The 22,994-nt window shown below is 42.8% G+C and carries 20 protein-coding genes; 11 read left to right on the top strand and 9 right to left on the bottom strand.

Annotated features, from left to right (window positions below):
* Positions 1 to 117: 117 nt before the first annotated feature.
* The 5 genes from H561_RS0100390 to H561_RS0100370 all read left to right on the top strand — a co-directional run bounded on the left by H561_RS0100390 (position 118) and on the right by H561_RS0100370 (position 4,166).
* On the top strand, positions 118 to 459 hold the full coding sequence (locus H561_RS0100390) for a nuclear transport factor 2 family protein (RefSeq protein WP_027385190.1): 342 nt from the start codon (positions 118 to 120) through the stop codon (positions 457 to 459).
* A gap of 39 nt (positions 460 to 498) precedes the next feature.
* Positions 499 to 1,629, top strand: coding sequence for a serine hydrolase domain-containing protein (locus H561_RS0100385; RefSeq protein WP_034761016.1), 1,131 nt, complete (start codon positions 499 to 501; stop codon positions 1,627 to 1,629).
* A 337-nt stretch (positions 1,630 to 1,966) separates the two neighbouring features.
* A complete protein-coding gene (locus tag H561_RS21850) occupies positions 1,967 to 2,365 on the top strand; it encodes a response regulator (protein ID WP_051349263.1) in 399 nt (132 codons plus the stop codon).
* Positions 2,366 to 2,861: 496 nt separating this feature from the next.
* A complete protein-coding gene (locus H561_RS0100375; RefSeq protein WP_027385188.1) occupies positions 2,862 to 3,323 on the top strand; it encodes a nuclear transport factor 2 family protein in 462 nt (153 codons plus the stop codon).
* Positions 3,324 to 3,386: 63 nt separating this feature from the next.
* Positions 3,387 to 4,166: a hypothetical protein gene (locus H561_RS0100370; protein ID WP_027385187.1), complete on the top strand. Its 780-nt coding sequence runs from the start codon at positions 3,387 to 3,389 to the stop codon at positions 4,164 to 4,166.
* A 449-nt stretch (positions 4,167 to 4,615) separates the two neighbouring features.
* On the opposite strand, the gene H561_RS21845 is transcribed toward H561_RS0100370, so the two are convergent.
* Genes H561_RS21845 through H561_RS0100355 form a run of 3 tightly spaced genes read right to left on the bottom strand, consistent with a single transcriptional unit; the run spans position 4,616 to position 6,163 of the window.
* Positions 4,616 to 5,275 carry a low molecular weight phosphatase family protein gene (locus H561_RS21845; RefSeq protein WP_051349262.1) on the bottom strand — a complete coding sequence of 220 codons (660 nt, stop codon included), beginning with the start codon at positions 5,273 to 5,275 and terminating at the stop codon, positions 4,616 to 4,618.
* Between the two features lie 30 nt (positions 5,276 to 5,305).
* On the bottom strand, positions 5,306 to 5,779 hold the full coding sequence (locus tag H561_RS0100360; protein WP_027385186.1) for a DUF6428 family protein: 474 nt from the start codon (positions 5,777 to 5,779) through the stop codon (positions 5,306 to 5,308).
* 57 nt (positions 5,780 to 5,836) lie between these two features.
* Positions 5,837 to 6,163 (bottom strand): ArsR/SmtB family transcription factor, encoded by a 327-nt coding sequence (locus H561_RS0100355; protein ID WP_027385185.1) that lies wholly within the window; start codon positions 6,161 to 6,163, stop codon positions 5,837 to 5,839.
* Positions 6,164 to 6,549: 386 nt separating this feature from the next.
* Here H561_RS0100355 and H561_RS0100350 point away from each other — a divergent pair, with 386 nt between their 5' ends.
* Positions 6,550 to 7,035, top strand: a complete 486-nt coding sequence (locus H561_RS0100350; RefSeq protein ID WP_027385184.1) for a hypothetical protein — start codon at positions 6,550 to 6,552, stop codon at positions 7,033 to 7,035.
* 125 nt (positions 7,036 to 7,160) lie between these two features.
* On the opposite strand, the gene H561_RS0100345 is transcribed toward H561_RS0100350, so the two are convergent.
* Positions 7,161 to 7,949: an SDR family oxidoreductase gene (locus H561_RS0100345; RefSeq protein ID WP_027385183.1), complete on the bottom strand. Its 789-nt coding sequence runs from the start codon at positions 7,947 to 7,949 to the stop codon at positions 7,161 to 7,163.
* A 167-nt stretch (positions 7,950 to 8,116) separates the two neighbouring features.
* Between H561_RS0100345 and H561_RS0100340 the strand changes: the two genes are divergently transcribed.
* Both H561_RS0100340 and H561_RS0100335 read left to right on the top strand, forming a co-directional pair.
* Positions 8,117 to 8,695, top strand: a complete 579-nt coding sequence (locus H561_RS0100340; RefSeq protein WP_027385182.1) for a Crp/Fnr family transcriptional regulator — start codon at positions 8,117 to 8,119, stop codon at positions 8,693 to 8,695.
* A gap of 111 nt (positions 8,696 to 8,806) precedes the next feature.
* Positions 8,807 to 9,874, top strand: coding sequence for an SDR family oxidoreductase (locus tag H561_RS0100335; RefSeq protein WP_027385181.1), 1,068 nt, complete (start codon positions 8,807 to 8,809; stop codon positions 9,872 to 9,874).
* A gap of 191 nt (positions 9,875 to 10,065) precedes the next feature.
* On the opposite strand, the gene H561_RS0100330 is transcribed toward H561_RS0100335, so the two are convergent.
* Entirely contained in the window at positions 10,066 to 11,778 is a 1,713-nt protein-coding gene (locus H561_RS0100330; RefSeq protein WP_081411611.1) for a helix-turn-helix domain-containing protein, read from the bottom strand.
* A 260-nt stretch (positions 11,779 to 12,038) separates the two neighbouring features.
* Here H561_RS0100330 and H561_RS0100325 point away from each other — a divergent pair, with 260 nt between their 5' ends.
* The 3 genes from H561_RS0100325 (at position 12,039) to H561_RS0100315 (ending at position 14,270) form a co-directional block, all read left to right on the top strand.
* Positions 12,039 to 12,308, top strand: coding sequence for a hypothetical protein (locus H561_RS0100325; RefSeq protein ID WP_155845706.1), 270 nt, complete (start codon positions 12,039 to 12,041; stop codon positions 12,306 to 12,308).
* Positions 12,309 to 12,468: 160 nt separating this feature from the next.
* Positions 12,469 to 13,983, top strand: a complete 1,515-nt coding sequence (locus H561_RS0100320) for a MauE/DoxX family redox-associated membrane protein (protein ID WP_027385178.1) — start codon at positions 12,469 to 12,471, stop codon at positions 13,981 to 13,983.
* 23 nt (positions 13,984 to 14,006) lie between these two features.
* Positions 14,007 to 14,270: a DUF6520 family protein gene (locus tag H561_RS0100315; RefSeq protein WP_027385177.1), complete on the top strand. Its 264-nt coding sequence runs from the start codon at positions 14,007 to 14,009 to the stop codon at positions 14,268 to 14,270.
* A 122-nt stretch (positions 14,271 to 14,392) separates the two neighbouring features.
* On the opposite strand, the gene H561_RS0100310 is transcribed toward H561_RS0100315, so the two are convergent.
* The 4 genes from H561_RS0100310 to H561_RS0100295 form a co-directional block, all read right to left on the bottom strand.
* Entirely contained in the window at positions 14,393 to 14,812 is a 420-nt protein-coding gene (locus tag H561_RS0100310; protein WP_027385176.1) for a pyridoxamine 5'-phosphate oxidase family protein, read from the bottom strand.
* Positions 14,813 to 15,487: 675 nt separating this feature from the next.
* Positions 15,488 to 17,998 (bottom strand): S9 family peptidase, encoded by a 2,511-nt coding sequence (locus H561_RS0100305; protein WP_027385175.1) that lies wholly within the window; start codon positions 17,996 to 17,998, stop codon positions 15,488 to 15,490.
* The gene (locus H561_RS0100300; RefSeq protein ID WP_027385174.1) at positions 17,998 to 19,380 is read right to left on the bottom strand and encodes a RagB/SusD family nutrient uptake outer membrane protein; all 1,383 of its coding nucleotides are present in this window, start codon (positions 19,378 to 19,380) and stop codon (positions 17,998 to 18,000) included. Before H561_RS0100300 ends, H561_RS0100305 begins: the two co-directional genes overlap by 1 nt.
* 236 nt (positions 19,381 to 19,616) lie before the next feature.
* Positions 19,617 to 22,616 carry a SusC/RagA family TonB-linked outer membrane protein gene (locus tag H561_RS0100295; RefSeq protein ID WP_027385173.1) on the bottom strand — a complete coding sequence of 1,000 codons (3,000 nt, stop codon included), beginning with the start codon at positions 22,614 to 22,616 and terminating at the stop codon, positions 19,617 to 19,619.
* Positions 22,617 to 22,994: the final 378 nt, after the last annotated feature.

Below are 22,994 nucleotides of genomic sequence, written 5' to 3'. Positions count from 1 at the left end.
TATTTTAAAAGCCCAAACCACTGGCGGCATAACCTTTGAATAACTGAATGCAGCTGGTCCTGTGATCATCCTGTGACAAGGTGACACCCATATACCGGTCCTACAAAAAATTAATCTATGGATAATAAAACAGTTTTGGAAACTGCAAATGCAGCCGTTTCGGAAGGTGATCATGAAACATTCCTTTCCTATTGTACCGATGATACAAAATGGGTATTTGTAGGAGACAGAACCCTTTCAGGAAAACAGGAAATACGCCGTTATATGGCAGAAGCTTATAAAAAACCGCCGAAATTTGATATTGAATACACGATTGCAGAAGGAAATTATGTAACGGCAGTAGGCAGCATCAGTATATTAAGCGATGATGATCAGTGGAAAGCCTATGACTACTGCGATGTCTGGAGATTTAAAGACGGTAAAATGGCAGAACTGAAAGCTTTTGTTATTGAGAAGTAAATCTGTTTCCTGTGTCCATTTCAATACCCTGCTCTTAAAATGAAAAAAATAGTATCTGCCATTATCGCAGGCATTTCTGCATTTGCTGCTGTTATTTATCTCAAAGGATATGGGTATATCTTTAAAGCGGTTGCCATTAATTTAAAAAAAGGCCCGCTGGTTCCTTCCATTGATGATGAAGAGAAGTTTCCATCCCGGGCTGTCACCAATCTCCATCCTAAACCCTGGCAGAAAAGCACTACCTGTAATACCAATACCTTATCGGAAAGATTGGTACAAGAGCTTAAAAAAACACGGGCTTCGTCGCTTGTTGTTATCCGTGACAATAAACTGCTTCATGAACAGTATTGGAAAGGGCACGATTCTTCTTCACTGATGAATTCTTTTTCCATGGCTAAAGGTATCCTTTCTGTTTTAGTGGGCTGTGCCATTGATGACGGTTACTTGCAGTCTGAAGACCAGCTTCTTTCTTCGGTATTCCCATCCTATAAAGACAGCCGGTACGGCCAGTTTCTCACTTTCCGCCATCTGATGACCATGCAGGCGGGATTAGACTGGAAAGAAGAATACCACCATCCTTTTGCAGAAAATTCGAAACAATATTTCATCGATGATCTTGCGGAACAGGCATTCGGGATCGAAGTAAAAGAAATGCCGGGAGAAAAATATGAATATCAGAGTGTTGCGGCACAGCTTTTAGGGCTCGCCCTGAGAAAAGCAACCGGCCGGGAACTTTCCTCCTACCTTTCCGAAAAGCTGTGGAAGCCGCTGGGAATGGATTTTCCTGCCAAATGGAGCACCGATGAAAAAGGGATGGAAAAAGCCTTCTGCTGTATCCATGCAACGCCGCGGGATTTTGCTAAAATAGGCCAGCTTGTCATGCAGAACGGTACTTGGGAAGGAAAGCAACTCATCAGTAAAGAATACTGCGGGAAGCTGCTAACCCCTACAAAAGCGAATGACGCTTTTTGTTTTACCCTATGGGCCGATGACGAAAACGAAGTGAAGTGCCGGTTTTTCTATGGTTTTCTAGGCCAGTTTATTATTATGGTCCCGGAAAAAAATATGGTCATTGTAAAAACAGGCTTTTATAACCGGCTGGATGTAGATAAAAAACAAAGGCCTTTACAGGTAAGGCTGATGATCGAAGAGCTTACTCCCCTGCTGTAATCATAACAGTAAGTTCATTAGGGTTTCATTTGAGGCATAAACTATTGAAATGCATTTCACTGCCTGCCGGAAATTATTTTGCATTATTCTCTTTTGAAAATCTAACCCTCACAAAGAATAAAACAAACTTCCAAAATAAAATAAGCGTTTTGAAAATCAGGCTTTGAACCGATGAACGGATTCAATGCATTGCATTACACTCATGTTTATTTATAAAATATTCTTTTTATCTTTGTCTGTTATTAAGCATCAGCCGGAGCCAATGAATCCTGAGCCGCTGGTAAAGCTTAATGCGATATGAATAATTTGACAATCAATAAATCCTGCTATTAAGTTTATGAACAAAAAGAAAATATTGGTTTTTGACGACGATAAAACTCTTTTAGATGTTCTTACAATGGTGTTTTTTGATGAAGGTTATGAAGTTGAGATTTCAGAAACTTCACATGACATTATTGAACGGGTTTCAAAATTCCGCCCCGATCTTATTCTGATGGATAATTATATCCCGGAAATCGGAGGAACAGAAGCGATCAAACTTTTAAGGACTTATAAAGAATTTGATCACATTCCCGTTATCATTATAAGCGCCAGCATTAACATTGTCGCATTGAAAAATGAATCGAAAGCAAACGATTATTTAAGAAAGCCCTTTGATTTATACGAACTGGAAAAACTGATTGCCAAGTATCTTAAAGACGGTGACGGTAATGAGCCGGATGAAGTACTGCTTTAAATATAAAAGTCTGCCGGCCGGAATATATCATTAATGAAAAGCCATATATACTAACTAACAGATTTCTACTTCTGAGATACTCAAATCGAAATTCTGCACCGTCTTATTGTATTTTGTGAAATATATTCAGGCCCAATGGCTGCTATTAACCTCTCTATCAAATGATTTTACAGTAAAATGATTTCCTTAGATTATTTCTTTTGGAGATTCTATTCCATGTTGTAAATCAGACAAATCTTTTTCTTGGTTTATTAGTGTTTATGGTTTCCAGATGATGATCAATTCCTTAAGTTCCGCTGCAAAATTGCCGGTCTATTGGCAATCTCACCTAAACAAAAAGTTTACATATATTTACTGAACTGACCTTAGAAAAAGAATTTTTCTATTATTTAAAAAGCATCATCCAGACTATTACTTTATTATTATATATTTATTCACTACGAATTTCCCTGGTTGGATGAGATATGAACAAGTCCTGATCATAAAGATAAAATATATGAAAAAATTACGATGGATATTGATAACAGCTGTTACATTCACCGCATGTCATGAGCATAAAGAAAAAACGGTGAATAAAACCCCCAATCAACAGATCGTTGAACAGTATTTTAAACATTTCAATGATCATGAATGGACCAAGCTTGCAAATATGTATGCGCCAGATTCCGACTTTAAAGACCCGTCATTAGGAGACGGGATCGTAAAGCAGACAAGGCAGCAAACATCAGATAAATATTCTAAGCTCAATGAAGTCTTCCCCGATCTGCATGATAAGGTCATCCGGATCTATCCTTCCGGCCCCACACATATCATCGTAGAATTTATTTCTACCGGCACGGCTCCTGATCATTCAGCATTCACTCTTCCGGTCTGTACAATTTTTACGATCGAAAACGGATTGATCACGAAAGATTATTCCTACTTTGATAACTTTGATGAACAACAAGGTAAACGGTAAGCTCCTTTTGGAGGTCTGCTTTCTTTGTATTTGAACAAACGTGATAAGCAACTTTGAAATAAAATGAAAAAAATAATCTTTGCGGCAGTTTTGCTGATCAGCAATTCCCCGGTCCGTGCACAGGAAAAGGTGGTACTGTCCCATGCCGTCAGCATGTCAGATTTCATTGAAATAAGTTTGGAACTGGAAAACAAGCCGAACGATTATTTCCATTTAATAAGTATCGATACAATCAGTACGTTAACCGACAATGGTGAACGCTTAACAGAAAACCGGGATGTGGATAATATCTTTCGCCGGGCCAACACTTTAGTACGGTATCAAATTCCGGATAAAAAGTTCAAATACTTGCACATTAAAGGCAGTATCAATTATTTTAATGCAATTCATGACAATAAATCCTATTCTGATTTAGGAGTCTTGAAAAATCTGGCAAAAAATACCAATCTTATTGATCAGACGATAGATCAAAAAAATTCCGGAAGTTATTTCAGTCTTCTCGATGCAGATGCCGTAAAAAAAGTATTCCCTGATTTAAAATATAACCAAAGCAGCAAAAATAATCAACAAAAATTTGATTTCCAGGAATTTGATCTGATATATGCTTATAACACAGGAACAAATAAAGCGATATTTGCCATTGTGAACGGTGAAATTGAATTTGGCTATCACACGCTTACTTTAGCTGATAAAAGTACAGGCATTATTTATAAATTGGTCCAGTTGAAACGCGGGATGACCAGGTCTGAGAAAGACCAGATTAAAATAAGCTTGCTCCTTATTAACGACCGTTCTATTAAAAAAATACCTTTTGAATTTCAAAAAGTGACGATTAAAGAATAGTAATATCTGCATAAAAGAGGATTAAAAAACGCACATTAAACTATTTAAATAAAACAGCAGCTGATATTAAATTAAAGCCATATTAGATAATTTACGGCCAATAGCAAAAGGAGAATAGTATGGCTGCCTGGAAATTCCATTCTATTCATCAAGCTTAATAAAATAATCAGGGAATAATGTATACTTCTCCCCTGTAAGGCGTTTTCTTTTGGTTTCCAAAAAAAATATATGCTGACAAAAACTGTTAAACACAACAGATCAATACTTCTTTTCTGCCAATAAATTCATTCAAGATCAATGGTCTATCGGCTTTTGGCAATGAGGTTGTTATGATGACAAAAAATCAACAAACACATATAGAGTACGAACTAATGAAAGATGGGCTATATTAAAAAAATATTCTAGGCGTATTTATAAAACATCGCCGGGAATATTAGAGAGTCAAGAATTTATGCATACATTTTAATTTTGGTTTTATTACTTATGTCTAATGTGTTCCCGTTTTTTACCCGCGAAAATACATAAAACATTTCAGCCCCGATCTGAAGGCTCCGTTCATGATAAACCTGGGTCTGTTCAGGCGTACGGTCGGCCACTTTGGGATCTTCAAAAGTAATGGAAATGCGTTGATCGGCTCCTGCAATATAAGGACATTCATTATCTGCCTCTGAGCATGTCAGAATCGCAACGAAACCCTGAACGGGATTGAAAGAACTGTCATATCTTTTGGAGAAACCCAGGACGGGATGAAGGTGCTCGTCATACTTGATCGCATATACAGGATTAACCGTATCAGAAATTTTCGTAATAAAAAGCCCCTGGATATTCAAAGCTTCTACCACTTTATGGAACATTTCAGTGGCTTCTGTGCCTCCTGAATAACACGTTACATTCGGAACATTAAAATAGGCACTGGCAACCTGTGCCCACACCTGCGACAGATGGCTTCTTCTTGAATTGTGGCTACAGATAAAATTAATATCTATCGTCTTTTTATCTGCCAGCCTCCCTTGAATAAAATCAACCAATGGGGCTAATGTAGCTTTTCTGTCTTCGCTGATTTCCTGATTTCTCAGCAAATCAATTGTTTCTAATAGTTTAGGATACATCGTTTATTTTGATTTGGGGTTCATTAATTTTTAACAACATCCAGAACCTGGCGTACAGCAAGAAGTTTGATCAGCAGAAAGTCCGGATAACCCTACTTTCTGTTTTTCCCCGGGAACACCGCAGGCATCTTCAGCAAGACATGCCGTTGTCTTGTTTTTAAGAACAAAGTTTTTCCCGTTGAATTCCAAATCAAATCTGCCTATTGTTTTATTTTGGTATTCAATTTCTATTCCAACATCTTCAATTCCCAATTTTTCTTCTGCCAGTTTAATAATGCTTAAAAGCTTTGCAGGTTTCAGGCGATGTTCAACATCATCCGCATTCCACAACTGGAAGCTGACCACTTTCTCACGCCGGACTGTTCCTCCGCAGTCAATAAAATCTTTTGTTACTGTTCCTACTTCTGTTACATGGAAATGTTCAGGAACAGAAGTTCCGTTTTCCAATTGAAATTCAACATTTTTTAACGTTGGTAAAATTGCTTTGATTTCAGATAGTATCATTCTTTTTTGTTGTATTGGTTAACTGCAATATTGCGATAAACAGGAATAAAAAAATATTTAGCAGCATTTCTGATCGGTCACGGTCATAATGATTTTCGAAAAATAATCTTTCAGTATTCCGAAAGTATGTTCATTAATGCAGTAGCAGATCGACGTTCCCTCAATGTTGCCTTTTATCAGTCCGGCATTCTTAAGTTCTTTCAGATGCTGGGATACGGTAGCCTGTGCCAATGGTAATTCATTTACAATGTCTCCGCAGATACAGGCATCAACCTTTAGCAGGTATTCGATAATAGCTACTCTGGCAGGATGCCCCAGCGCCTTGGCAAGGATGGCTATTTCATTCTGTTCATCTGTAAAACGGTCGGTTTTAGTTGTACCCATAGCTCAATAGTGTATCGCAATATTACGATTAATTATCGGATTGAAAAATACTTTTATGGCATTATGTTAAAGACAAGGGTTTGTAAAGCAACGGCATCGTATTTTTATATAGCAGATTGACATAATATTTCTACATTTCTACCTAATAATGTTGATAGAATATAAACCTCATTCACGTCTCTTTTTAATCACAACAGTAGTAGCTCAATCCTATGAAAAACTGAGCAGGCCGGAGAGAAATACAGACAAAAGTCTGTTTAAGTTTTAGTGTTTTTAAAGTTTATCCTTAACCCTGTTCCCGCAGATTTTTAGATTTAAAATACACATAAAAATCTGCATGATCACCGCTTTTTACTTATTTTTACCTCACAATATTTAAATGATATATGAGAAAAATCGTGTTTGCAGGAATCGTGGCCATGGGCGGATTCCTGACAGTAAATGCACAGTGCAAAACGGTAACTGCACTTACGGAAAATTTTGATACCTGGAAAGACATTAATAAATGCTGGACCGCACAGCAGGGAAAGGCAATGCTGTACGCCAGTGATAAAAAGATCATATTTTATTCAATGAACAGCCCGGGAGAAAATATGTACCTGGTGACGCCGAAAATTAAAGCGGGAAAATATACACTTACTTTAGACATTTCAGACAACGGCGGAACAACTACACTGGAACTCTTTTCAATCAACAATACATCCGATGCCAAATCGTATGTTTCCATCGCTAAATCTTCAGAAATAACGGGAGGCAAAAAAACATTCGATATTACTTTGAAGAAAGATTCGAACGTAGGCCTTAAAGTTTTGCTGAACGGCATTCATCAGGCGGTTTATATGGATAATCTTTCTTTGAAACAGAAGAAATAATTGTTCTCACCCTTCTCCGGTGTGCTTCCGCAGGCTGTGATTAGGGATTTATTTTATTAGTTCATTATAAGTATAGTGAACTAATAAAATTTTGGAGAATCACAGAGCTTTTATTTGACATGCTGTCAGTAAGTATTTGCCAGGCCGCCGTCCAGAGGAATACCTGCTCCGGTAAGGTAAGAAGCATAGTCTGAAGCTAAAAATGCTGCCAGATGGCCGTATTCTTCAGGTTTACCCAGGCGTTTCATCGGGATCTTATCTTCTCGTGTTTTCAGGATCTCTTCTTTGGAGATATTTTTCTTTTCAGATTCAGCAGCTATCAGTTCCCGGATTCTTTCGGTATCAAAATAACCCGTTAAGACCGTGTTGACGGTTATCTGATGTGCAGCCACTTCATTTGACAAAGATTTGGCCCAGGCCAGAACGGCGGAACGTATTGAATTTGAAAGCACCAGATCCGGAATCGGTTCTTTCACCGACAGCGAGGAAACATTAATGATCCTTCCCCACTTCTTTTCAACCATCGACGGCAAAGCCAGTGCAGTGGTTTCGAAAACGGTTTTAAAAAGGAGGTCAAAGGCCGTCTGAAAATCTTCAACATTCTTATCCATTGCAGATCCCGCTTCCGGGCCATTGGTATTGTTGACCAGAATATCGATCGAATGGCTTTCAAAATAATCTGAAATAACCTTTTTATAACGTTCAAAATCAGAAAAATCGGCAACAAGGTACTGATGTTTCTGTTTCCCGTTAATCACCGGCAGCAACACGGTAAAATCTTTGAGTTTTTGTTTATTACGGGACATTACCGTTACGTTGGCACCGCACCGGGCAAGCTCAACGGCAATCCCGGCACCGATTCCCTGAGTGGCCGCTCCTACAAGAGCATTTTTATTCGTTAGGTTTATATTCATGATCTCTGCATTTTCAGTTATAAAAATAATCAATTCAATCGGGAATTCATGGGTAAATAATTAATCATACCAACTGTACCATCTAAAGACCCGTGTTAATGAAGTTGACTGTTATAATTAATATCGGTACATTAGCATTCTGCTGAATTTCAGTATTAAATTACTCTATGTTTGATGTCTTAATTTCCCATATCAAGGAAAAAGTTGATCTGAATAATGATCAAATAGAATTGTTAAAATCGTTTTTTATCGAGAAAAAGCTCCGTAAAAAACAGTTTTTATTGCGGCAGGATGAGCTGTGCAGGTATCTGTCATTTGTAAGCAAAGGCATTCTGAAATCCTATGTCCTGGATGAAAAAGGCCAGCAGCGGATCAGTTTATTTGCTTTTGAAGGCTGGTGGATCTCGGATTTCAACAGCTTTATCAATCAGGAAAAAGCAGTATTGAATATTGATGCCATTGAAGATTCAGACCTGTTACTGATCAGCTATGAGGATTATGAAAAACTGACCTTGCAGATTCCCGTGATGGACCGTTATTTCAGGATCCTGTACCAAAACAGCCTGGTGACGAAGGATCAGAGACTGATGGTTTCCAACAGCTTTACGGCCGAGGAAAAATACCTTCAGCTGGTAAAAAAGAATCCTGAAATGATGCAGAAAATTTCCCACCGCTTCATTGCTTCCTATCTTGGGTTGAGCCCTGAAACCGTCAGCAGGATCCGGAAAAAAATACGGCTCCGCTGATCTGCTTGGAAAACTCATGATCTACATCAAGTGTTTTTATCCTGAACCGCCTCTATCTTTGTTCTCTGGTCTTAAGAAGATCAGGTAATCAACTCATTAATAATTTATAGTATGGAAAATATTGCGTTAGTAGTCGGTTCTACCGGAATCACAGGCAGCAACCTTGCTCAGGAACTGATATCACAGGGCTGGACCACATATGGTCTGGCAAGAAACCCCAACCGCTCGGTTTCAGGACTGAATCCTGTAAAAGCTGACCTTTTGGATGAACACAGTCTGGCAGATGCTTTGGAAGGAATCTTCCCCACTCATATTTTCTTCACTACCTGGATGCGGAATGATACGGAAGAAGAGAATATCCGGATCAACAGTGCCCTGGTAAGAAATCTTCTCCAGGTCCTGTCTCCCAAAAAATCAGTGAAGCACGTGGCGCTGGTAACCGGTTTAAAACACTATTTAGGCCCGTTTGATGCGTATGCCAATTCCGGAACATTACCCGAGACGCCTTTGCGGGAAGAGCAGCCGCGCCTGGAACATCCCAATTTTTATTATGCGCAGGAAGATGCAGTGTATGAAGCCGCTGAAAGAGACGGTTTCACCTGGAGCATCCACAGGCCTCATACGGTTATCGGATATGCAATCGGCAATCTGATGAACATGGGGATTACATTAGCCGTGTATGCCAGTATCTGTAAAGAAACCGGGACAAAATTCATCTGGCCGGGATCAGCAGCCCAGTGGAACGGACTGTCTGATGTAACGGATGCCCGGGTTTTGGCTAAACAACTGGTCTGGGCCTCTGTTACCGAAGCCGCGAAAGACCAGGCCTTCAATGTGACCAACGGGGATGTATTCCGGTGGAAGTGGCTATGGAGCAGAATTGCAGATTATTTTAGGATAGAAGCCGAAGGCTTTGATGAATCTGTCAAACCTCTCGAAAAAGAGCTGGAAGGTAAGCAGGAAATCTGGAAACAGATTGCCGGACGTTATAATTTAAAAGAAAATGACCTCTCGAAATTAACTTCTGCCTGGCATACCGATCTTGACCTGGGAAGGCCTATCGAGGTCATGACCGACGTATCGAAAAGCAGAAAAGCAGGATTTGCCGTTTTTCAAAGCACGGAGGATTCTTTTCTTGATCTGTTTAAAAAATTGAAAGAAGAGAAAATCATTCCCTGAAACCTAAGGAACCGGCTAATAATAAATTCCAAACGGTTAAGCTTCACCTTAGCCGTTTTTTTATTTTTTTTAAAGGTGAATTATATTTTAAAACATCAATCCCCGTTTTAAATAATCAGTTATCAGGCAATCAAGTCTATCAAAGCATTTATTGACTTGTATGATGTAAAAGCCCGATTGAATATATGGCTCTAATTTTTTTCCAGCTGTTCCAGTCTTTTACGGATAAAATCAATGGGCCTCATTCCGGTTATTTCAAGAAAATGGGTTGAAAAAACCTGCCTGTTGGACATCCCGCATTTTTCCGCCAGGCCATCCATGGTAAAGTTCAGGTATTTTTTATCTTTCAGCATCAGTCCGGTTATATAGTTAATCCTTAACCTTTTCAGGTAGTCCGGAAAGGTAATCCCGAGATGGTCATTCAGGACGTATGATAATGTCGTACGGTTAGTCCCGATTAAAGCGGCCACATCCGGTAATTTCAGATTTTTCTTAAGGAATTGTTTCTTTTCTTCAAAAACTTTCAGCTTATTCTTAACTTCTTCAATCTGTTCCATGCTGTATGAACTCCTGGTAAAATCCCTGGCAGGTTTTATAGGTTCAGGAGTATCCTCCCCTTTCTTCTTATGCATGTTTTTGATCAGCTGGTCATACCGGGCCGTAAGCCGTTTTTCTTTCCGTCGGAACCGGCAGATTAAAAAAAAGATTAAACCTGCTGTCGAAAACAAAGACACAATCCACAGTACGTCTGATCGTTTCTGTTTTCTGACCAGCAGTTCTTTTTCATCAGTCAGCCGGTCGGTATCGTATTCATGCTTTATCTTTGAAGAAAGCCCGGCAAAATCAGCAGTGATAACCGAATCTGCCCGAAGTAACTGATTGGTATAGTACAGCTGGCCGGAATCGTTGTGATTTTGCTTGGCATCATTGATGAGGTATTCATAAGTGGATCTGATCTCAGGCGTGATCAACCGGTATTTGTTCGCTATAGAATCTACCTTTTTCAGATAGAACAGGGACCGCCTGCGGTTTCCGCTATGCCAATACAGCTTCCCTACATAAAAATCAACACTGGCCAGTGATGCAAAATCCTGTTTATGAATTAAAATATCCCTCGAAAGCATGAAATGCTTTAATGCTTCACTGGGCTGTTCCTGCCTGAGAAGCTGTATTCCCCTTCCCCTCTGGAAATACGCATATTCAATCGGGTGTTTATTGTCATTTACGATGAGGTTCAGTCCCAGGTCAATTAAAGAATCTTCCTTTTTATACATGCCCATATTGGAATAGGATGTACTGAGACGGTATATACTGTTAAAATAGCCTGATTCATGGTTTAGCCTGATGTTATCGTGGATACCCGGTGCCTTCATGTTTTTTTCAAAGAAGCCGGCAGTTTCAGTGAAATGCTGTACAGACTCGCTGTAATATCCCAGATAACATTTAACGATACCCAGATGGTAGACAATCTTGTTTCTTAAATAACCATCTTCGGAATGTTTGGAGTATCTGAAGGCAATCAGGTATTCTCCAAGTGCTTTTTTAATGTTTCCGGTATTGTAATAATAGATAATTCCCTTTCCCAGATAGGCTCTCGAAATCTGGTCCGGGTTTTTAGAGTGCAGGGCCACACGGATGGCACTGTCAGCATACAACAGTTTCCGCTGAGGATTGCTGCTGTAATAGATCGCTTCTTCATAGCCTGCAATTAATTTCAGAACATTCTTTTCTGATTTAGCTTTCCCGATATATTTATTCACGAATACCAATGCCCGCTCATCATTCTCATCATAAGAATTGAAAAGTGAAGAAAGTTTCCTGTAGGAGTTTTGCTTTTGCTGGCCTTGAGTGACGCTCAAAGGCAAAACAAACATAAGCAATAAAAGTGTAGTAATCGTTCGCATGTTATTAGGGTTATATCAAAATTAATTAAAATATGGCATCAAAACAGGCATATGGGAATCCGTCAGCCTAAAACAATATAAATTAATAATAATCAATACCATACACCGCAATTTAACAGGAACAAAAGATCAATTATTCCCACTAAATGGATATATCCATCCCGTATTTTCTTTCTTTAGGCTATGGAACATCCTAATTTCGGATCAGAATTCCAGTCAATCCGGCCGGCTTAACTTTTAATCAATACTAAAAACACATCATGAAAAAGTACATCTCAATTTGCGGCTTATTATCTGTATTTATAATAGGGTCATGCGAAAGACCCCACGATGAAATGATATCCGGACAGCAGGAAGAATTAAAAATGAAACCGATGAAAAACCCTGATCAGAACAACGGAACTTCTGCAAAAAATGAAGATCCGGTAATGTATGAAAGCCCGGATCCGAAAACTTCCGATACCGGTGACGACGATGAACCCAGAAGAGACAAACAGCATTGGAAGCCCGCTAAAGACAGCGTCTGGTAAAGTATCAAATGTATACACTGAAGATAGTCCATAGAAGGTCAGCGGATCATATAAAACGGCAGGTTTTATTTTTGCAGCAGTATGAGTATTTGCTCCGACGCAAGAAAAATTCCTTAATATCATAGTAAGAGACCTATGGCTTTCGTAAAAAACCGTAACCATGAAGACATTTAGATTAAGAATTATAAAGTGGGCAAGCTACTTTTTTATTTTACTGTTCTGCTATGCAGCCATCAGTAAGGCACTGGATTTCGAAAATTTCCAGGTTCAGATTGGTCAGTCCCCCTTATTGAGTGCGTATGCTTTTTATATATCCTATGCGGTCATTATTACTGAACTGATGATTGTCTTTCTTTTGGCATGGGTACGCACGCGGTTATTAGGTCTGTATGCATCAACCGCCATCATGTCAGCATTCACCGTTTATATTTATCTGATATTACATTACAGTGATTTTGTCCCCTGCTCCTGTGGTGGCATTCTTGAAAAGCTCGGATGGACCGAGCATTTAATTTTCAACTTGATCGGTGTCCTGCTGGGAATGACAGCGGTGGCAGCCGGTAGCAAAGCACAAAGGTACTCCACTAAAAGAATGATGATTACATTAATAGCGAGCAATGTATTGAGCTGCCTTTTCATTATTGCTCTGTTCTTCTCTTCAGAATATATCATCAAAAAAGATAATAATTTTACGCGCAGGTTCTTAATTCATCCTGTCATTCAGGATAAGATCTATGATCTGAAAGTGAACTCATTCTACTTTTCAGGTATGGATGATCAGAAAATTTACTTAGGAAATTACACTGCGCCTCTTGTACTTTCAGATATAGAATTTGACCTCACAGCGTTTAAGCAGAATAAAATAAAGCTCAGCGACAAGGATTATCCCTTCCGCAACCTTCAGGTCCGGATACTGAATAAAAACTTCTACCTCTATGACGGAACGGTACCGGTAATCTACCGGGGAAGCCTAAACGATTTCCGGGGCCGCCTCATCAGCCGTGGCGATGCGTATTTCAATCAGCTGGTCCCCTTAGATACCGCAAGGTTTGCCCTACGGACCCAAAACCGGGTCACCCGGTATTATACATTGGCTGATCTTGACCTGCACAGGATTCCAAAGATCAAACTCTCCGAAGGCATCCTGCAAAAGCAGATTGACGGGGTCTTTGATTCAGACGGCTTTCTCGTTAAGAAACAAAATAGCAAAGAGCTTATCTATGCCTACAGTTACCGTAATGAGTTTATGCTGATGGATGACCGTGTGCATTTAAAAGACCGTTTCCGTACCATCGATACCGTAACCACTGCACAGGTTAAGGTGACTGTTTTAAGTGACGGCAGGCGAAAGATGAGTGCACCGCCGGTTAAGATCAATAAGGCATGCACCGCCAACAGCAACCTAGTCTTTATCTCCTCTGCTTCAAAGGCGAGAAATGAGTCTGCCGAATCAGGGCAGGGAGTTTCCGTGGTGGATATGTATTTTACGGATAAACACGAATATGCAGGGAGCTTTTATATCAAAAACAGAAACGGAAACAAAATTTCTAAGATGACAGCCAATGATCATTACCTGTTTATTATAATGGGAAATGAATTGATCCGCTATCGTTTTACTAAACCTATTAAAGATTTATACCGGTCAGGGGAAGCCGAAAACCTGAACAAAGAGTAGGCACCAATTTACATATTTTTACTATGAAAAAACTTATGATTCCTGTGGTCCTGATTTTGATGGGCACAGGCGCAGCTTTTGCAACGAAAGCGAACAGCGATTCAAAAAAAGCCCTGCAGCCGGGCTATAGGATCGACATCGAAAGCGGTGAATGTATTGCAGCCAATCAGCAGTGCGAAACGGTAGGTGACCAACCCTGTGAATGGTCAGTGGATACCGATGTCCACCTGGTACAGGGATTTTCTGCAAATCCGACGATGTGCGGAGAAGAATTGTTTAAACCTTAATAAGAGGGGCGCCTGTCGGCGCCCTTTTCAATCTTAAATGTCATTTAGGAATCCTGAAGATAAAAGGAATTAATATGAAACACCTTATCCGCTGCATCCATATATTTTCAGAATCCTTATTTTCAGGATGGGGTATATTCGCCTTCCTCTTCCTTATGCCAGAAGGTTACCCGCTTTGCAGTAACTTTCAACAGGCAAATTCCGGGCGTATCAATGCCTTCGGGAAACCATTGTTCCAGCCCTTCAACCCATTTTTCTTTTAATATTTCTTTGTCGGTAACAATTGCTGCCGTACCGTGACAATCGATGAATAACATATCATCAGTCTGGTATATAAGGCTTATCCGGTGATCTGTCTGAATTTGTCGGACTTTATTGCTGTCCTCATAGGTGAAAAACCATGAGTCGCCGTCATATTCTACCTTGCCGTTATTGCTCATGGGCCTTGAGTAGGTAGCATGCCTTCCGTCATGAGTAATCATCATACAGAAGTCTAAATTTTTCATTTTTTGTGCAATTGTTTTCAGTGAAGCTTTTTTCATTGTAATGGTATTTTGATTGGGTGATGGATTACTTCTCATGGTTATAAGATCAGAGGTATTAATCTGATGCAAATTAACCTGTTGGTACCTGTGAGGTAATTCACTGATCTGTAACCAAAATGCATACCGTTTCAGCTTTGAAAACTTCGTTTGTATTTAAATTAAGACATCAATACACTCTTTATCTTTAGATTAGAACAATTTGAATTTTACCAGGAAATCGTATTGATAAAAGATACTTCAAAAGCCGACATCTTTTCCTTATTTTTTAGGCTTCACAATCAGGTATTACTTTCAAATACAGAAATGCGCTGCAGAATTTTTTACATTGATCGTATATGAATAAAACACTCCTGGATTATAATTATAAAAAAATACCACACAAATCACCATTCAATGATTTAAATACCTGTTTGGTATCAATTTTGAAATCAGTAATAGACAAGTAAATATTCTCATTTTCAAATCAATACAATACCTCTCATTGCTCCGGGAGGTATTGTTGGGTAATTATCGTGTCATTAAAACAGGCCCTGACGTAGATTATCTAAAAACACCCTGGATGAAACGGTAACATCATATCAGCTTCCTGTACTTTTACCATGTATTTTTTGTTCAATGCATTTAAAAAGGTTTTAAGATAATAGGGTATTCTATACATACGAACAAATGACGCTACAAAGCGTCCTTTTTCATCTGTCGGTCAATCCATGGGATATTCTTTTTATCTTTCAGGAAATAATCCCACCAGTCCAGCGCCTTGTAATAGAGATCATTTTTTTCAGGGCTTGACAGTCCGAGGGCATGCCCCTGGTCCGGGTAGAATAAGGCAACAACGTCTTTCTGATGCCGCTTCAGTCCTATATAGAATTCCATTACCTGGTCCCATGCAATGTTCTTGTCTTTTTTTCCTGCCCAAAGCAATATGGGAGCGTTGACCTTTTCGGAATAATGGATGGGATTATTCCTGAAATATAATTCTTTATCGGACGCAAAAGGCAGAGGCATCTCATACTGTCCGTCTTCAAACTGCCAGTAAAAAGGGCTGTGGAAATTGTAATTGTAAGAAAAATATGACCTTACGATATCGCTGTTTCCTGCTCCTGACAGGTAAGTCGCAAACCGATCGGAATGGGTAGCAATAAAATTGGTCTCATACCCTCCGTGTGAATGGCCGGTCAATCCTATTTTGGCGGGATTGATATAAGGCCTGTCCTGGATGGCATCCAATCCCCGGTGCACGCAATCCAGTGCAGAAAGCCCGGTCCCCTGCGGTCCGAAAACAATATCGGGAAGATAGACAAAATATCCATTCTCGACCAGGGCACGGAGATCGAAAGCAACCGGGTTATAATATCCCAGCACATGGTAATGATTCGAGGTATCACTCTGGACCTGGTAAATCCTTACCACCATCGGGTATTGCTTAGACGCATCAAAACCGGCGGGATAATACAAAATCCCTTTCAAAGGCCTGCCTTCCGAATTGGAATAGCGGATGATTTCCTGCTTAAAAGATTTTACTTTCACATCCCCGGTATAGCTCTGCAGGACAACAGGCAACTTCCCGGGACTGCTTTTCCGGAAGACCAGTTTTGGAGGCACCGTATAGTTCTCTTCCACAAAAACAGAAGCTGATGCATCTTCCGTTAATTCGATAGAGGAAATAAAGTTCGGATTGGCCGGAATCATTGTCCTGACTTTCCCTTTCTGCAGGGTATAATAAGCGGTCGTATTCTGATCTTCATCCCTTGACTCGAAAACCACGGGGCTTCCTTTCTTCAAGGTGATCCGGTACAGGTGTGAATTACCGGCAGGAAATCCTGTACGGTCCCTGTTGACCAGTTTCACCTTTTGGTTTTTGGTTTCGGGAATTATCTGCAAAGACTGTTTTCGCACTGAATAAACATACAGCCCCTGATCGCTTTCAAAATAGATTTCACCATCATCATCAGAAAATGCAGGATTCCGGAGTTTCTCCCTGCTTAGGGCTGTTTTATCCTTTCGGGTAAGGTCCGAGATGATCCATTGATTGTCCATGGACCGGTAGGCCAGCAGGCTCCCTTGGGACGAGAGATACAGGTCTCCGTTTTTAATCGTGTCCAGCTTCCTGAATGACCGGGTTTCCAAATCATAGAGGCTCATGTCGATATGCTCATTCAGCGTCCGGTAATCCTGGACGGCTCCGGCCCTGAAGGCCAGGAAATGCCGGTGGTCCCCGGTGGGAAGCATCTGCATTCCTTCTGACGGCAGCCTCTCAATTTTTCCAGACTTCATGTTCATGATCCAATAGGCAGAGACCATATCAGAACCGATTTCGTTCTTCTGGAGATTGCCGTCGTTCCCGTACCAGATCTCCACCATTTTATTTCGGGGGATGTGGTGCACCCCATGGATAAACAGGGAAGTTCCGTTTCCAAATTCGGTAAATGACGGAGCATCATCCTGGTGCATCCCGGGAATGATGGCCTGCATAAGTTGTCCTGTCGCAGTCCGGATGGCAATCAACTTCCTCGTCCCGGAAACAGGATCGTTCTCAACAGCCAGAAGGTAGGATTTTGAACGGCTCATCATGACGTGCTGCAGCGGATAAACTGAGGTGTATAATTTCTGAGGCATTGTTCCTGAAATATCATAAAGCTCATGCGCCGCCCCTACCCTTCTGTTCACGTACGTCCTGGCGGTTTCGTCCGTTATCTCGAAGCCTTCGATATCATTAATGCTGTATAACCGCTTGCCTGACAGATCATATACCGATATTTTGTTTTCCTGGTCCAGTACAGAATACATTCCCGTCGCAGGCAGGCCGGTCGCTCTTTTGATGTTATGGTAGGCCGTCTTACTTCCTGTTTTCAAATTCCGGTATTCTGCCTTGCCGCCGCCGGAAGACAGCACCGCTTCTTCTTTTAAAAAAACACGCGAGCCTTTCATCCTGATGATCGTTCCCGCTTCACTGCCCTTTCCGTGGGTACTGAATATAAACGTACTGTCGCTGCTGTGCCCGTATCTCTTTTCTGCCATCACCCAGCTGCCTTTGTTGGAAAAGCCCAGGATCTGCAGCTTATAATTTTTGCCCATCAGCCGTTCCAGGCTGTCTTTTTTCTGGGCAGAGAGCTCTGGGTGTGGAACAAGCAGCAGGAGCAGGCTTAGGAAGGCGGTGCATGTAATATTAAATCGTCTGTTCATCAGTATCCTGTATTTTGAGGCAGCAAATGAGGGTTTAACAAAAGTTCCTGCTGCGGCACCGGCCACAGCTGGTGCTCGGCTTTCCAGTTGGGTTTTACTGCCGTCAGCTGGCTGAGCTGCCCCGTTCTTTTAAGGTCAAAGAAACGCTTGCCCATTTCTGCAAAAAATTCTTTCCGGTCCTCATCCAGGATGGCCTCCAACAGGACGGGCTGTGAGAGGGGCGCAGGTACTGCCGCCAGTCCTGCACGAAGCCTTGTGGCGTTCAGAAAGGGCAGCGCTTCGGTCAGCTTGTTCTGCCTGGCCAGGCTTTCCGCCAGCAGCAGATAGGCTTCTTCCAGCCTGAAGACAATGGAGTATTCCGTGCTGTTGTTGGACCGGAGTTTATACTTGTCGGCTTTGTACCAGGTATTTGCGCCGACGGTGGTCGCGAGGATCCATTTCTGTCTGCGCTGGTCACCGGCGGCAAAGGACTGGTACAGCGCCGGGCTGAGTGAATAATTGGTCGGCGCGGCATTTCCGAAGAAATACACATTGGCCTCTATCGTAGGGTTTCCTGCCTGGGAAGGCTTCAGCTGCCAGAGGATATGTTTTCCCGATTTCAGGAATACCTTGGTCAGGTCCGTTTCCCAGGCATACTGTGAATCCTGGATAATGCCTTTCAAAACCGTTTCCGATTCTGCCCAACGGCCCTGGTCCATCAGCACTTTGGCCAGGAGCATTTCAGCGGTCTTCCTGTTGGCATAGATTCTCTCCGGGTTGGTATAGGGATCGCTTAACAATCCTGCTGATTCCCGGAGGTCCGATTCCAGCTTTTGCAGCACTTCCGCAGACGGTGTCCTGGCAATGGACTGATTGGTCTGGTAGCTGGTGGTCACCGGATAGGCGATACCGCCGAAGATCTGCTGGAGGTGGTAGAACATCAGTGACCGGAGAAACAGGGCTTCCCCTTTGATCCGGTTTTTATCTGCCGGAGGGAGCGATTCCGAAGAGTCAATGCCTTCGAGAATGGCATTCGCGGTATACACCTGTTTGTAATTGTACGACCATAGGGTATAAATAACAGAATTGCTCTCAATAAGCTGGTTGCGGTAGATATCGATAATCCCGTTGGCCGAAGTCAGCACATGGTTATCGAGATCATCGGTATAGGTTCCCATAATGGGCCCCAGCTGGTCACCGGAAACCGAAGACTGGTCACGGATGCCGGAATACAGTCCTGCCAGCGCGGCATTGGCGGTCTGTACATCGTTGAAGACCATTTCACGGTCGATCTGGTTTTCAGGCGTATCCACTTCGAGCATCTTTTCACAGGAGAAGCAGACGGTCATGGTCAGAACACTAAGCATCCCTGTCAGGGTTAATTTTTGTATCGTTGTTTTCATTTTTTTTTGTTTTATTGTTTTATTGTTTCAGGATTGAGATGGCGGATCAAGATGCGGATAAGGGTATGCTTAAAAAAGACGTATTGATACCGGCGGCGGCTTTACCCCTGCTTATCATCATAAAATCACGCAACCCTCAACCCCACCCGCCTCTTTCCACTCACCCCTTTACTTATTACTTTGTACATTTTACATTTTACTTTATACATTTTACCTTTTACTTCATCCATTTCACTTCACAGGCTCAGCTGCATCCCGAATGAATACGTTTTCAGCGGCGGCAAAAAGCCCATTCCCGTAAACTCGGGATCGATCCCGAAATATTTGGTAAAGGTCAGCAGGTTCTGTCCCTGGAAATAAATCCTGACGTTCCGGAATGCCGATTCTTTTAGGGGAATGCTGTAGGACAGCTGCACGTTTTTCAGCCTGATGTAGGAGGCGTCCGATACCGCAGCCGTTGAATTCTGGAATAACGAATGCAGCGGGCTGCTCTGCGTGGTGTAGGGCATATACGTTCCGGAAGGGTTCTGGGGGCTCCAGACATCCAGCACCTCGAGAGGCTGGTTGTTCAGGCTGCCGGGAACCGGCAGGGAGCTGTTAAAGTTTTTAGCCCGTTGCTTTACAAACTGGAACAGGAATGACAGGCTGAAATTCTGATAGGTCAGATTATTGTTCCAGCCACCGAAATACCTGACGCTGAGGTCTTCCGCCACCCGGTTGTCCTGGGGAGAAGAGATCTTACCGTCACCGTTATAATCTGTGAAGGCATAGGCACCGGTCTGCGGGTTGAGCCCTTCAAGCTGGTAGAGCTTGATCAGGGAGGTAGAATACCCGATCATAAAGTCATTGGCATAAGTGGAGCCTTCAAGCCCGGGAAACGAAATCAGCCGGTTCTCCGGAAACGTGACATTGATTCCGGTCTCCCATTGGAATTTGCCTTTCAGGGGCTTTCCGCTGAGCTCAAATTCCCAGCCCCGGTTTTCCACCTCCGCATTCAGGTTGGCGAGTACCGACGGGAAACCTGTGACGGACGGAAGCTGGTAGCCGATGAGCTGATTGGCAGACCGGTTCCGGTACCAGGCGGCCGTAAGGTTCAGGCGGTTTCCGAAGAATCCCGTCTCCAGGGCCGCTTCGAGCTTGGTGGTTTTTTCCCAGCTGTAATCGGGATTGTAGAGCCTCGAGGGAAGCAGCCCGTTGATGTTGTTGTAAGGGTTGGCGGATGAGACCGTATAGGTATCGATGTACTGGTAGTCCCCGATATTGTCGCTTCCCGCCGTTCCGAAACTGCTTCTCAGTTTCCCGAAGCTCAGCCACCGGGAATCCTTTAGGAAAGCTTCCTCGCTGAACAGCCATGCTGCTCCCACGGCACCGAAGTTCGCAAACTTTTTATTGGTCCCGAAACGGCTGCTGCCGTCCCGCCTCCCCGTTACATTCAGCAGGTAGCGCTTTTTATACTGGTAGTTCACCCTTCCGAATACGGCGCCGTAGCGGTATTCGGTATGCAGCTGGTCGCTGATTACTTTGGTCTTGGCAGCCCCGAGGTTTTCAATAAACAGGTTGCTCTCGAAACCGACTCCGATCATCGAGCCCTGTTCATTGGTTTCCCGCTGGAAGGTTCCGCCTGCCAGGACATCGAGGGTATGGTTTCCGCTTTCATAAGTCCAGTTGAGCTGGGGCTCCAGGATAAATGAGAACCGGTCCTGGTTGTTTTTGGATGCCCTGGAGGTGGCGCTGGACTGCCCGTTGGCCGTGGCTGGATTGTACATCGTATTGGGCTGCAGGGACAGCTCTTCAAACGTCTGGTAGTTGAGCCCTCCGTTCAGCTTGAGGCTGAAATCTTTAAACAGGCCGTACTGGAGGTTGATGCTGTTCAGTAACTGCCTGTTCTCATTGCTGTAGGTAGAACGGTAGGCCGCCACAGGATTGTTGAAGGTATTGTTCTGCCAGTTCAGGCTTCCGTCCTGCTGGTACAGGGCCGGGGCATTGGGGGCCAGGGTAAAGGCCTGCCGGGTCAGGTCAGATCGCAGGACGTTGTTCTTTTGGATCGAAAACGTATTCGAGAGGTTCAGCTGGAATTTCCGGTCCTTGGAACGGTGGGAAATTTGGCTGGACAGGTTGCTGTTCCGGTATCTGAAGTCCTTGTCAAATACCGTCGTCTGTTCCTGGTGCCCCATGCTCAGGAGAAAAGAGGTGGTTTCACTGCCGCCGTTCAGGGAAAGCTGGGTATTGGAAGAGGCGGCCAGGTTTCCGAGCAGGGTTTTCGGCCAGTCGGTATAGCGGTCCTGGTCCCAGGTTCCGTTGACATCGTAAGCGGTGGCAGGGTATGCACTGATGCTGTTATTGGCAAACGCCTGTTTCCGCATGCTGAGGTACTGGCCGGTATCCATCATTTTAAGGTTGGAAATAATGGAGCTGAGCCCGTAGGAGGTATTGAAGCTGAGCCCTGCCTTTCCGGATCTGCCTTTTTTGGTGGTGATGAGCACAACCCCGTTCGCCCCTCTGGACCCGTAAATGGCCGTAGCATCGGCATCTTTCAGGATCTCCATTTTCTCAATGTCATTGGGGTTGATGCTGTTGAGCGGGTTGATGCTTCTTGAAGAAAATACCGACGTGGAATACAGCGAAGTCATTTCCGACCCGAACGGTATCCCGTCGACCACGTACAGCGGCTGGTTGCCGTCAAATTCCGAATTGCTTTTGGTCCTCAGGCTGTTCCTTCCCCGGATCTGGATGTCATATCCTCCTCCGGGAACGCCTGAACTCTGGGTAATGCTCACGCCGGCCATCCTTCCCTGCGCGGCACTTAACACATTCGTCACCGGCTGGTTTTCAATCTCCTTCGCGGAAATCTTCGCGATGCTTCCTGTCCTTTCCTTGTCTTTCACTTTGTAGTAGCCGGCATTCACCACCACCTCTTCAATGCCTTTCACTTTGTGTTCCAGCTCGGTATTGATGACGGCCTGGCCCCTGGCATGGATCCGTTCTTCGGCATACTCCGGATGCCTGAATACCAGGATGGGGTTTTCTGCAGTCACCTCCAGGCGGTAGGTGCCGTTGTCACGGGTCACAGCCGCCTGGTCGCTGCCCTCCTGGGAGACCGTTACGCCCGGAAGGGGTTTTCCGGATGCCGTGACAGTACCGGAAATCGTCCGGGTCTGGGCTTTTGCCGTGATGCTTACCGCCGTAAACACCAGGCCAAAGAAAATGCCTCCTATGTTGGAATAGGATTTTTTCATAGATTTGTATGGGTTTTTAATTAAACTTTTTTTAAATCATGCTCTTTCCCGGGTCGCCAAACTTTAGGGAAAGGGCTTTTTTTTTAGTTCTTTTGCCTTCAAGCAAAAGAACCAAATCACTTACAATGGTTTATTTTGCTTTTGTCATGTTTATTTTCAATCCGTTTATTTTGCCTTGATACCAAACGGACCAAAAGATCAGGATCTGGATTCTTCTACTAAAAACGAATCCTTTTCACTAAAAATTCTAAACCTGTGTGATCATAATGGATAATCTTATATCTGATTCATTCAATCCTTCTTTTGCTTCTGTTATTTTTATTTTCTATCCGTTCATTTTGCCTTGATGCAAAACGAACCAAAAGATCAAGACTTGGA

The organism is Chryseobacterium gregarium DSM 19109, from assembly GCF_000430845.1.
Classification (GTDB): Bacteria; Bacteroidota; Bacteroidia; order Flavobacteriales; family Weeksellaceae; genus Chryseobacterium; species Chryseobacterium gregarium.
This window is presented reverse-complemented; position numbering and strand designations above follow the sequence as displayed.